Source organism: Burkholderia sp. BE17 (assembly GCF_009362305.1).
In the GTDB taxonomy this organism is placed as follows: domain Bacteria; phylum Pseudomonadota; class Gammaproteobacteria; order Burkholderiales; family Burkholderiaceae; genus Burkholderia; species Burkholderia pyrrocinia_C.
The window spans coordinates 225,102-237,181 of sequence record NZ_WHNU01000001.1 but is presented as its reverse complement, the minus strand read 5'-3'; the positions used below and the strand labels follow the sequence as shown (position 1 = coordinate 237,181).

Sequence of the window (12,080 nt, the reverse complement as noted above, 5' to 3'; positions counted from 1 at the left end):
GGCGCAACGCCGGCCGGCCTGCCGAGCTAACCGTTCAGCACATACGGCTGCGTCATCACTTCGAGGAAGTGGCCGTCCGGATCGTCGAAATACACGCCGCGGCCGCCGTTGTGGCGGTAGATGTCGCCGGGTTGCCGCTTGGCCGGATCGGCCCAGTGCGGCAGCCCGCGCTCGCGAATGCGGGCGAACACGCGATCGAAGCCGGCTTCGTCGATCAGGAACGCGTAATGCTGGGCCGTGATCTCCCCCTTCTTTTCGTAAAAATCGAGCGACACGCCGTTGTCGAGCGCGACGACCAGCATCGCGCCGAACGGCGTCGGCGGCGGCAGTTCCAGAAGCTCGGTGAGGAAGCGGCTCGACGCGTGCTTGTCGCGGCACCAGACGATCGTGTGGTTGAGCTGGACGTTCATGGCGTGTTCCCGTGAAGGGCACCGCGGTGGGCATGGAAACACGATAGCCGATCGCCGCCGGTGTTCAAGCGCGGGCAGCGGCCGCCTGACAGGCGGCCGCTGCCATCACTCCCCGGCGATCGCCGGCCCGCCCGGATTCCCGCGGCGGTTGCGCCGCTTCTCGGCCCACACGCGCAGCCGGTCCATGTACAGGTAGACGACCGGCGTCGTATAGAGCGTCAGCACCTGCGACACGACCAGGCCGCCGGCGATCGCGATCCCGAGCGGCGCGCGCAGCTCGGCGCCGTCGCCGCTGCCGAACGCGAGCGGCAGCGCGCCGAGCAGCGCCGCCATCGTCGTCATCATGATCGGGCGGAAGCGCAGCAGGCACGCCTCGTGGATCGCGTCGAACGACGATTTCCGGTTATTGCGCGTCTGGTCGATCGCGAAGTCGACCATCATGATCGCGTTCTTCTTCACGATGCCGATCAGCAGGATCACGCCGATCAGCGCGATGATGCTGAACTCGGTCTTGAACAGCAGCAGCGCAAGCAGCGCGCCGACGCCGGCCGACGGCAGCGTCGACAGGATCGTGATCGGGTGGATGTAGCTCTCGTACAGGATCCCGAGCACGATATAGACGGCCAGCAGCGCGGCGAGGATCAGGATCGGCTGGTCGTTCAGCGACTGCTGGAACGCCTGCGCGGTGCCCTGGAAGCTGCCGACGATCGTCGGCGGGACGCCGACCTGCGCCATCGTCTGGTAGATCACCTGCGTCGCCTGCGACAGCGACACGCCCGGCGGCAGGTTGAACGAGATCGTCGTCGCGACGAACAGCCCCTGGTGGTTGACCGACAGCGGCGTCGTGCTCGGCCCGAACGTCGCGATCGACGACAGCGGGATCATCGTCGACTTCGACGTCGACACGGAAGCGCCCGACGACGCGCCCGACTTGCCGCTGGCCGCGATCGAGTTCAGCGCCTGGTTGCGCGCGGAATCGGACGCGATCGCCGCGGCGCTCTGAGTGGCCGTGCCGGCGCTCGACGTGCCGGCCGACGTCGCGACGTAGGTGCCGGCGGCCGCGTTGGTGGTCTGCGAGCCGTTCGCGCTGCCGCCCGACGTGCTGATCCACACCTGGTTCAGCATCTCGGGGCTCTGCCAGTATTTCGGCGCGACTTCCATCACGACGTGGTACTGGTTCAGCGGGTTGTAGATCGTCGAGACCTGGCGCTGGCCGAACGCGTCGTACAGCGTGTTGTCGATCTGCGCGGGCTTGATGCCGAACCGCGCGGCCGTCGCGCGGTCGATCGTCACCATCGCCTCGAGGCCGCCCTGCTGCTGGTCGGAGTTCACGTCGGTCAGCTCGGGGCGCTTTTGCAGCGCCTCGGTCAGGATCGGCCCCCACTTGTACAGGTCGGCGCTCGAATCGCCGAGCAGCGTGAACTGGTACTGCGCGTTGCTCTGCCGGCCGCCGACGCGGATGTCCTGCGCGGCCTGCAGGAACGTGCGCGCGCCCGCGACGTCCGCCAGCGGCGGGCGCAGTTGCTGGATCACCTGGTCGGCCGACAGCTTGCGCTCGGTGCGGTCCTTCAGCGTGACGAACATGAAGCCGGAGTTGGTCTGCGTGCCGCCGGTGAAGCCCGCGACGCTCTTCACATTCGGGTTCGCCTGCACGATCCGCATCATCTCGGAGAATTTCAGTTTCATCGCCTGGAACGACGTCGACTGGTCGGCCTGGATGCCGCCGATCATCAGCCCGGTGTCCTGCTGCGGGAAGAAGCCCTTCGGCACGACGATATACAGGTAGACGTTCAGCCCGATCGTGGCGAACAGGGTCATCAGGATCAGCAGCGGCCGGCGCAGCGCCCACGACAGCGAGCGCTCGTAGCCGCGCTGCATGCGTGAGAAGCCGCGCTCGAGGAAGCGCCCGAAGCGGCCTTCGTTTTGCGGGTCGTGCGACTCGGGCAACAGGCGCGCGCACATCATCGGCGTGACGGTGAGCGACACCGCGAGCGACACCGCGATCGCGAGCGACAGCGTCAGCGCGAACTCGCGGAACAGGCGCCCGACGATGCCGCCCATCAGCAGGATCGGCAGGAACACGGCGACGAGCGAGATGCTCATCGACAGCACCGTGAAGCCGACCTCGCGCGCGCCGTCGAACGCGGCCTGCATCCGCGACTTGCCGTTCTCGATGTGCCGCGAGATGTTCTCGAGCACGACGATCGCATCGTCGACGACGAAGCCGGTCGCGACGATCAGCGCCATCAGCGACAGGTTGTCGATCGAGAAGCCGAGCAGGTACATCGCGCCGAACGTGCCGATGATCGAGATCGGCACCGCGACGCTCGGGATCAGCGTCGCGCGCCAGTTGCGCAGGAACAGGAACACGACCATCACGACGAGGCTGACCGCGATCAGCAGCGTGTGCTGGGTGTCCTTCAGCGACGCGCGGATCGTCGTCGACCGGTCGAGCACGGGCGTGACCGTGATGTCGGCCGGCAGCGACGCGGTGAGCTGCGGCAGCGCCGCGCGCACGCGGTCGATCGTGTCGATGATGTTCGCGCCGGGCGAGCGGTAGAGGATCACGAGCACCGCGCGCTTGCCGTTCGCGAGGCCCAGGTTGCGCAGGTCCTCGACCGAATCGACGACGTCGGACAGGTCGGACAGCCGCACGGCCGAGCCGTTGCGGTACGCGACGACGAGGTCGCGGTATTGCGACGCGCTGGAGGCCTGGTCGTTCGTATAGAGCTGGTAGCGCTGCGGGCCGAATTCGATCGCGCCCTTCGGCGCGTTCGCGTTCGCGGACGCGAGCGCCGCGCGCACGTCCTCGAGGCCGATCCCGTAGTGGAACAGCGCCTGCGGTTCGAGCTCGACGCGCACGGCCGGGTTGGCGGAACCGCTGACCGACACCTGACCGATCCCGTCGATCTGCGACAGCGACTGCTGCAGCACCGTCGACGCGGCGTCGTACAGCTTCGCGGGCGACGAGGTCTCGGACGAGAGCGACACGACCATGATCGGCGAATCGGCCGGGTTGACCTTGCGGTAGGTCGGGTTGCTCTTCAGCGCGGCGGGCAGGTCGGCGCGCGCCGCGTTGATCGCGGCCTGCACGTCGCGCGCGGCGCCGTCGATGTCGCGGTTCAGGCCGAACTGCAGGATGATCCGCGCGTTGCCGACGGTGCTCGTCGACGTCATCTCGGATACGTCGGCGATCGAGCCGAGGTGCCGCTCGAGCGGGCTCGTCACGCTGGTCGCGACGGTCTCGGGGCTCGCGCCCGGCAGCGACGCCTGCACCGAGATGGTCGGGAAGTCGACCTGCGGCAGCGGCGACACCGGCAGCTTGATGAACGCGAACACGCCTGCGAGCGCGACGCCGAGCGCGAGCAGCGTCGTCGCGACGGGGCGGGTGATGAAGGGGCGCGACAGGTTCATGTCGGCACTCGCTGGGCCGCCGCGTGTTCCGACGGATGCGTTTTCGGGAGATGGGGGGGCTGCGCCCCCCCACGCGAACGAAGTGAGCGTGGGGGTCGTTTCATTTACGCATCCGTGCGCTTGCCGGCATCGGGGCCGTGGCGTTCGAACCAGCCGCGCACGCGGTGCGCGAGCGAGTCGAAGCCGAGGTAGATCACGGGCGTGGTGAACAGCGTCAGCACCTGCGACACGATCAGGCCGCCGGCGATCGCGATCCCGAGCGGCTGGCGCAGCTCGGAGCCCGCGCCGGAGCCGACGATCAGCGGCACCGCGCCGAGCAGCGCGGCGAGCGTCGTCATCAGGATCGGCCGGAAGCGCAGCAGGCACGCCTGGTAGATCGCCTCGCGCGGCGGCTTGCCTTCCACGCGTTCGGCCTCTAGTGCGAAGTCGATCATCATGATCGCGTTCTTCTTCACGATGCCGATCAGCAGCACGATGCCGATGATCCCGATGATGTCGAGGTCGTGCCCGGTGATCATCAGCGCCAGCAGTGCGCCGACGCCGGCCGAGGGCAGCGTCGACAGGATCGTGATCGGGTGGATGTAGCTCTCGTACAGCACGCCCAGCACGATGTACATCGTGATGATCGCCGCGAGGATCAGGAAAATCTGGTTCGACAGCGATGCCTGGAATGCGAGCGCCGCACCCTGGAAGCGCGTCTGGAACGACGCGGGCAGGTCGATGTCCTGCTCGGCGGCCTCGATCGCCTTGACGGCCTCGCCGAGCGACGCGCCGGGCGCGAGGTTGAACGAGATCGTCGTCGACGGGAATTGCGACAGGTGCGCGACCAGCAGCGGCGACGGCCGCTCGTGGAACGACGCGATCGACGACAGCGGCACCTGGCCGCCGCCGGCCGACGGCAGGTGGATGTCGTTCAGCGATTGCGCGTAGTGCTGCTCCTTCGGCTCGGACTCGAGAATCACGCGGTACTGGTTCGACTGCGTGAAGATGGTCGACACGATGCGCTGGCCGAACGCGTCGTACAGCGCGTTGTCGACGGTCGCCGGCGTGATGCCGAAGCGCGCGGCGCTCGCGCGGTCGATCTCGATGTAGACGGACTGGCCGTTGCTCTGCAGGTCGGTCGCGACGTCGGCGAGCGACGGCTCCTGTTGCAGCCGCGCGACGAGCTTCGGCACCCAGGTCGCGAATTCGTCCGAATTCGGGCTCGTCAGCATGAACTGGTACTGCGTCGGGCTGACGGTCGAGTCGATCGTCAGGTCCTGCACCGACTGCATGAACAGCGAAATGCCCGTGATGTTCGCGACGCGGTGCTGCAGGTCGCGGATGATCTGCGCAGCCGTCTCGGAGCGTTCGTCGCGCGCCTTCAGGTTGATCAGCATCCGGCCGCTGTTCAGCGTGATGTTGCTGCCGTCGACGCCGATGAACGACGTGAGGCTCTCGACGTTCGGATCCTTCAGGATCTCGGTCGCGAGCGCCTGCTGGCGTTCGGCCATCGCGCCGTACGAGATCGATTGCGGCGCCTGCGTGATCGCCTGGATCACGCCGGTGTCCTGCGCGGGGAAGAAGCCCTTCGGTATGTAGACGTAAAGCAGGCCGGTCAGCACGAGCGTCAGCAGCGCGACGACGAGCGTCGAGCGCTGGCGGTTCAGCACCCATTCGAGCGCGACCGCGTAGCGCGCGATCACCCAGTCGATCGAGCGGTGCACGCGCGCCTCGAAGCGGTGGCTCTCCGGCGGCGGCGAATGGCGCAGCAGCTTCGCGCACATCATCGGCACGAGCGTGAGCGACACGATCGCCGAGATCACGATCGTCACCGCGAGCGTGATCGCGAATTCATGGAACAGGCGCCCGACCACGTCGCCCATGAACAGCAGCGGGATCAGCACCGCGATCAGCGACACCGTCAGCGAGATGATCGTGAAGCCGATCTGCCGCGAGCCCTTCAGCGCGGCCTCGAGCCCCGATTCGCCTTCCTCGACGTAGCGCGCGATGTTCTCGATCATCACGATCGCGTCGTCGACGACGAAGCCGGTCGCGATGGTGAGCGCCATCAGCGACAGGTTGTTCAGCGAGAAGCCGGCCAGGTACATCACCGCGAGCGTGCCGATCAGCGACAGCGGCACCGACAGGCTCGGGATGATCGTCGCGTAGACGTTCGCGAGGAACAGGTACATCACCAGCACGACCAGCCCGACCGCGAGCAGCAGCTCGAACTGCACGTCGCGCACGGCCGCGCGGATCATCGTCGTGCGGTCGGTGACGATCTCGACGTCGAGCGCGGCCGGCAGCGTTTCCTGCAGCTTCGGCAACTGCGCCTTGATCGCGTCCACCGTCTGGATCACGTTCGCGCCGGGCTGGCGCTGCACGTTCAGGATGATCGCGGGCTCGGCATTCACCCACGCGCCGAGCTTGGTGTTCTCCGAGCCGGCGACGACCGTCGCGACGTCGGTGAGCATCACCGGGCGGCCGTTCTTGTACGCGACGACGGCGCTGTTGTACTGGTCGGCGCTCGTGAGCTGGTCGTTCGCGTTGATCGTGTAGGCGCGCGTCGGGCCGTCGAAGTTGCCCTTCGGCGTGTTCACGTTCAGGTTCGAGATCGTCGTGCGCAGGTCGTCGAGGTTCATCCCGTACTGCGCGAGCGCGGTCGGGTTCGCCTGGATCCGCACGGCCGGGCGGTTGCCGCCCGACAGGCTGACGAGGCCGACGCCCGCGATCTGCGAGATCTTCATCGCGAGGCGCGTGTCGGCGAGGTCCTGCACCTGCGTGAGCGGCAGCGTCTTCGACTTGACGGCCAGCGTGATCACCGGCGCATCGGCCGGGTTGACCTTCGCGTAGATCGGCGGGGCGGGGAGGTCGGACGGCAGCAGGTTGCCGGCCGCGTTGATCGCGGCCTGCACTTCCTGTTCGGCGATGTCGAGCGGCAGGTCGAGCGAGAACTGCAGCGTGATCACCGACGCGCCGGCCGAGCTTTGCGACGACATCTGGTTCAGCGACGGCATCTGCCCGAACTGGCGCTCGAGCGGCGCGGTGACCGACGAGGTCATCACCTCCGGGCTCGCGCCCGGGTAGAAGGTCTGGACCTGAATCGTCGGATAGTCGACCTCGGGCAGCGCGGCGAGCGGCAGGAAGCGCAGCGCGACGAGGCCGGCCAGCATGATCGCCGCCATCAGGAGGGCGGTGCCGACCGGCCGGAGAATGAAGAGGCGGGAAGGATTCATCGAGCGGCCCGCGCGTTATTGGGCCGCTGCTTGCGACGCACCGTGCTTGTGTTCGCCGCGTTGGCCGCCGGCGCCCGATGCACCCGACGCGCCTTTCGGCTTGTCGGCCGGGATCGAGATCTTCGCGCCTTCGCGCAGGCGGTCGGAGCCGTCGGTCACCACGCGCTCGCCGAGCGCGATGCCGCTGACGATGCTCGTGCGTTCGCCGTCGACCGGGCCGGGCTTGACCTTGCGCACCGTCACCGTGTTGTCGGGTTTCACGACGTAGACGAACTGGCCGATCGAACCCGTCAGTACCGCGGACGTCGGTACGATCGTCGCGTTGCGCATCACGTCGACGAGCAGCCGCGTGTTCACGAACTGATTCGGGAACAGCATGCCTTCCTTGTTATCGAAGTTCGCGCGCAGCTTGACCGTGCCCGTGCTCGTGTCGATCTGGTTGTCGAGCGTCGCGAGCGAGCCCGTCTCGAGCGGCACCGTGTTGTTGCGGTTGTACGCGGTGACCGACAGCTTCTGGCCCGCGTTCACCTGCTTGAGGATCTGCGGCAGGTTGTCTTCCGACGTCGTGAAGATCACGCTCATCGGCTGCAACTGCGTGATCACGACGATGCCGTTGCTGTCGCCCGGCGTCACGTAGTTGCCGGGGTCGACCTGGCGCAGGCCGACGCGGCCCGACACGGGCGCCGTGATGCGTGCGTACGTGAGGTTCAGCTTCGCGGAATCGATCGCGGCCTGGTCGGTCTTCACCGCGCCTTCGTATTGCTTGACGAGCGATTTCTGCGTATCGACGGTTTGCGACGCGATCGAGTCCTGCGACAGCAGCGTCTGGTAGCGCTTCAGGTCGAGGCGCGCCGTCGCGAGCAGTGCCGAGTCGCGCGCGAACGTGCCTTCGGCGTTCTCGAGCGACACCTGGTACGGGCGCGGGTCGATCTGCGCGAGCACGTCGCCTTTCTTGACGATCTGGCCTTCCTGGAACGACACCGACTGCAGATAGCCGGACAACTGCGTCTTCACCGTCACGTTCGCGAGCGGCGTCACGGTGCCGAGTGCGGACAGCACGATCGGCATCTCGCCCTGCGTCGCGGTCGCCACTTGCACGGGCTGCGGAACGTTCGCCATCGCGGCGGGGCCGCCGCGGCCGCGATGGCCGCCGGCGCCGCTGCTGGCACCGCTGCCGGCGGCGGCGCCGGTCGCAGCGCTGCCTGCCGCCGGTGTGCGGCTCCACGGTTGCCACCAAAGCAGGCCGCCGATGACGGCGACCGCCAGCGTCCCGATCATCAGCGTGCGGCGCGGGCGCCGTGCGGCGGGAGAGGCGGGATCATTCGAAGGGGGCGTGGGATTTTGTTCGTTATCCATCGTGTTCTGTCAGGAAGACGGCGCGGCGTACCGGGAATCGGACTGCTCCGGGCTGCGCGTGAGCAAGCGGTGCCGGGAGGGGCAACCCGGCTCGGTCCGGCGCCCTCCCGGCCCGCGCGGGAAAAGAGCTGTGCGCACCGCGAATGCGGCGCGACGATGGGCATGATCCTACGTGCCGTCCCCGTTACAGTCCAGCAGTCTATCTTTCAACGGGTTACGGTCGTTACAGAACGCGTCAGGACGATGACGGAACGATTACACGCTGATGCGCCGGGCCGGCGCGCCGCCGATCTCGCGGGTGATTTTCGCGATGCATTCGTGCAGTGCGGGTACGACATGTTCCTGCAGCCATTCGGGCGGACACTGGTGCGACGCGCCGCCGCAATTCACCGAATAGCGCTGGCCCGACGGGCCGACGAAACCGGCCGCGACCGCATTCAGGCCCTCGCGCCATTCGCCGATCGCGATCGCGTGGCCTTCGCGCATCGCATCGTCGAGCGCGGGATTGAGCCTGGCGGACACATGCGGCCAGTCGTCGCCTGCCGTCGTGCGCAGCGAATCGAGCAGTTGGCGCCGCTCGTCGTCCTCGAGCGCCGCGAGATACGCGCGGCCGACGGCCGTGCGGGCGATGTCCATCCGCGAGCCGATTTCGAGGCGCGTGACGAGCACGGCCGAGCGTGGCCGGATCACGTCGATCGCCACCATGTCGAGCCGGTCGCGCACCGCGAGGTGCACGGACAGCGACGTGCGCTCGGCCAGCTCGATCATGAACGGCCGCGAGCGCGCGCGGATGTCGAAGTTGCGCAGGAAGCCGTGGCTCAGCTCGAGCACCGACGCGGTGAGCACGAAGCGCTCGCTGTCGGGCAACTGGAACAGGAAACCGGCGCTGACGAGCGTCGCGGTGATGCGCGACACGGTCGGCTTCGGGATGCCGGTCAGTTCGGTCAGCTCGCGGTTGCTGACGGGCGCGTCGGCAGCCGCGATGCGGCGCAGCACGGCAAGGCCGCGCGCGAGCGCGGTGATCTCGTCGGGCGACGATTCGCGGTCCCGGGACGCGGGAGGGGTTACAGTTGTCGACACGAGGGGTTCTCTCTATTTCCGAAACTCGATTTCAATTTTGTTGGTATTGTAGGATGATTGTCAAAAGATGCATGTTCCGCGGGCGAACCGGTCATTGGATGAGATTTTGCGGGTTCACCCTTGGTTTATTAGGAAAACGCTCAAATGAGCATTGCTGCAAAGTGCATGAGCCGGTGCAAATACCGCTTGACTTGTCGGGCGGAAACGGAAAGAATGTCTCACGTTTTCGAAACATCGTTTCAGGAGTTTAACCGGCAACGGTGTTTCGCGCAGTCTCTCAGGTTCTAGCACGGCCCTCGGAATGGCTAGAACTTTTTTAGCGCCACGGTCTCCGTGGCGCTTTTTTTTGCCCGTCCGCCCGGACGCGTCAGGCCCGTATTATCCCCCGATCGCAGAAAACGCCCGTCCGACGGCGCATGCTTGCGCGCGATGCATTCGCGGCAGGTTCGGTTCGCGCGCGCAAAAAAAAGCGCGATGCCCGCACTGGGCATCGCGCACAAACCGGCGTGGAGCGCCGACGAATGAACGGTGATGAAGAAAGGGACGCCCGGTTAGGGACGCCCGGTTAGGGACGGCCGGCCTTGCGCGCCCGGCCAGGCGCGCAAGGCCCCCCTCGCACGAAGCGGTCAGGCCTTCGCGAGCTTGATGCTGGTCTGCTCGGCCGTCAGGTAACCGACGCTGGCGCCGAAGCGGTCCTTGAAGTTCGCGCGCACGAGCGGGTCGAGCGTCGGCTTGACCTTGTCGTGCAGCGGCGATTCCCAGTCGCCCGCGTGCTGGAAGTTGCTCATGATGTAGGTCCAGCCGTTGATCTCGTCGACCGCGTGCAGGCCCGTCGATTCGGCGCCGGCCGGGCACGACAGCACGCGCACGAGCGCTTTCGTGTCGACGTTGTAGGCCCACAGGAAGTTGTTCACGTGCATGCCCGAGTCTTCGCCGATGAAGAGCGTGCGCAGCTTCTCGGAGAACTTCAGGTTGTCCGGGTTCGCGATCCTGTCCGGGTTCGCGAGGTTGCCGAGCGCGTCGGCCGCGGCGAGATCCTCGCCGACGAGCGCGGCCGGCGCGCCCATGTCGACCGGCACCCATTCGCTGTCGATCGCGCCGCCCGTCGTGTCGCGCTGGCTGCCCTTCAGGTTCAGCGCGTAGACGGCGCCCGCGGCGATCTTCTTGTCGACCGCGACGTCGCGCGACACCGCGTTGCCCTTGACCATCGACGTTTCGATCCGCGACATCGCCGTGTAGACGATCTTGTCCTTCGCGTTCACCGTCGTGCCTTCGAGCTTCGTGAAGGCCATGCTGCCGCCGAGCAGTGCCGCGTAGCGGTGCGTCTCGAGGAATGCGGCCGCCTTTTCCATCCCCGGCTTCACGCGCATCCAGTTGAACTTGCCGCCGAAGTGGATCTTCGTGTAGCTCGCATCGTTCGGGTCGGTGGTCGTCAGGTCCATGATGTCCGACGCCTTCAGCGTGTTCGCGAGCGCTTCGATCTCGCTGCTCGTCGCGTGGCCGACCTTGATCCACGTGAGCGTCGCCGTGCCCGCGCCGGTGGACGACGTCTGCGTCCACTTCGCGACGTACAGCGTGCCTGCCGACAGGTCGGCCGCCTTGTCGGCGACGAACATGAACAGGCCGCCGTTGGTCGCGTCGTCGCCCATCATCACCGTGCGCTGGTCCGGCATCACCTGGATCAGCTCGTGCGAGATGCGGCCGAGGCAGTAGTGCTTCTTCACGGTGCCCGTGCCGTCCGCGTTCACGGTGATCTCGGGCAGGTGGCCGTAGTGGTAGGGGTTCGCCTTCGTCTCGTCGCCGAACGTGTTCCTGCTGAACGCCTTGAACTGCGCGTCGGTCGCGGCCTTGGTCGCGTCCGGCTCGTACTCCTCGCTCGACAGGTGCGTGCCCCACGGCGACAGGCTCGCGCCGCAGGTGATCCACAGGCCGTGCGCCTTCGACGTGTCGACGTTGTGGTACTTGACGACCTTCAGCGCGCCGGTGGCCGGATCCTGGTCGAGCGTGAGCACCGCGATCGGCGACGGCAACTGGCCGTACTGCGATGCGCTGGCCTGGTCGCGCGTCGTGTATTCGAACTGCACGACCGCGAACACCGTGTTGCCCTTCACGCCGGGCACGTTCGCGTTCTTCAGCGTGAGCAGCGAACTGCCGTCCGGGCAGTCGGAATAGAACTGGCGCTCCTTGCCGGCTACCGAGCGATCGATGATCGGCTGGTTGTCGATGTCGTAGTAGCCGCCCGCGAGCGTCGTGCCGCCCTTGCCGTCCGGCACCATGTCGCCCGTCACGAAGAACGGCCGGTATGCGAGCTTGAAGTTGCGCGACGAGCCGTCCGAGAACGACACCGACAGCGTCGAGCCGACCGTCGTCGTGGCCATCGCGGCCGCGTTGTCGAGCGTGGGTGCGGCCATCGCCGAGAACGTCGCCGACGTATAGGCGGCGGCGACCGGGGCCGGCGTCGACGCCGGATCGTCGCCGCCGCAACCCGTCAGCAGGGCCGGCAGCGCGAGGCCGGAAAGGGGAAGCATCGGCGCGCCGGCAAGGATCTTCAGGGCCTGACGACGGGCGGCATTGGGCAACGCGGGCATGTGGAGTCCAGTTT

6 protein-coding genes are annotated in these 12,080 nt (G+C 67.2%); all 6 read right to left on the bottom strand.

Features of this window, described 5'->3' with window-relative positions; genetic code table 11:
- Window positions 1-26: 26 nt before the first annotated feature.
- A complete protein-coding gene (locus GD429_RS01035; RefSeq protein ID WP_152855300.1) occupies window positions 27-410 on the bottom strand; it encodes a VOC family protein in 384 nt (127 codons plus the stop codon).
- A 105-nt stretch (window positions 411-515) separates the two neighbouring features.
- Complete coding sequence (locus tag GD429_RS01030; protein ID WP_152855299.1) at window positions 516-3,824, bottom strand: efflux RND transporter permease subunit; 3,309 nt, start codon at window positions 3,822-3,824, stop codon at window positions 516-518.
- Between the two features lie 104 nt (window positions 3,825-3,928).
- Window positions 3,929-7,042: an MdtB/MuxB family multidrug efflux RND transporter permease subunit gene (locus GD429_RS01025; protein ID WP_152855298.1), complete on the bottom strand. Its 3,114-nt coding sequence runs from the start codon at window positions 7,040-7,042 to the stop codon at window positions 3,929-3,931.
- Between the two features lie 15 nt (window positions 7,043-7,057).
- Entirely contained in the window at window positions 7,058-8,398 is a 1,341-nt protein-coding gene (locus tag GD429_RS01020) for an MdtA/MuxA family multidrug efflux RND transporter periplasmic adaptor subunit (protein ID WP_152855297.1), read from the bottom strand.
- Between the two features lie 255 nt (window positions 8,399-8,653).
- Window positions 8,654-9,478, bottom strand: coding sequence for an IclR family transcriptional regulator (locus tag GD429_RS01015; RefSeq protein ID WP_174421309.1), 825 nt, complete (start codon window positions 9,476-9,478; stop codon window positions 8,654-8,656).
- A 626-nt stretch (window positions 9,479-10,104) separates the two neighbouring features.
- Complete coding sequence (locus GD429_RS01010) at window positions 10,105-12,066, bottom strand: PhoX family protein (RefSeq protein ID WP_152855296.1); 1,962 nt, start codon at window positions 12,064-12,066, stop codon at window positions 10,105-10,107.
- Window positions 12,067-12,080: the final 14 nt, after the last annotated feature.

Excerpts from the sequence above, each read along its gene's own strand:
- GD429_RS01030 (WP_152855299.1), bottom strand. The coding sequence starts at position 3,824 with ATGAACCTGTCGCGCCCCTTCATCACCCGCCCCGTCGCGACGACGCTG.
- GD429_RS01025 (WP_152855298.1), bottom strand. The coding sequence starts at position 7,042 with ATGAATCCTTCCCGCCTCTTCATTCTCCGGCCGGTCGGCACCGCCCTC.
- GD429_RS01035 (WP_152855300.1), bottom strand. The coding sequence starts at position 410 with ATGAACGTCCAGCTCAACCACACGATCGTCTGGTGCCGCGACAAGCAC.
- GD429_RS01020 (WP_152855297.1), bottom strand. The coding sequence starts at position 8,398 with ATGGATAACGAACAAAATCCCACGCCCCCTTCGAATGATCCCGCCTCT.
- GD429_RS01010 (WP_152855296.1), bottom strand. The coding sequence starts at position 12,066 with ATGCCCGCGTTGCCCAATGCCGCCCGTCGTCAGGCCCTGAAGATCCTT.